1 pseudogene is annotated in these 221 nt (G+C 73.3%); it reads left to right on the top strand.

Annotated elements, in window-relative coordinates:
• Nucleotides 1–221 (top strand): annotated as a pseudogene (locus D476_RS33945) (ABC transporter ATP-binding protein); the annotation flags it as partial.

The following is a 221-nucleotide window of genomic DNA, read 5'->3' as shown; positions in this document are numbered from 1 at the left end:
TGGCCCGAGCGCTGGCGGCCGACCCGCCGGTGCTGCTGATGGACGAGCCGTTCAGCGCGGTCGACCCGGTGGTCCGGGCGGGCCTGCAGGACGAGCTGCTGCGCCTGCAGTCCGAGCTGCACAAGACGGTGCTCTTCGTCACGCACGACATCGACGAGGCGGTCCGGCTCGGCGACGGCATCGCCGTGTTCCGCCCCGGCGGGGTGCTGGCCCAGTACGAC

It is taken from the genome of Nocardiopsis chromatogenes YIM 90109 (assembly GCF_000341185.1).
Taxonomy (GTDB): domain Bacteria; phylum Actinomycetota; class Actinomycetes; order Streptosporangiales; family Streptosporangiaceae; genus Nocardiopsis_A; species Nocardiopsis_A chromatogenes.
Note: the sequence above shows the minus strand (reverse complement) of the source record. Positions and strands in the feature narration are given on the sequence as shown.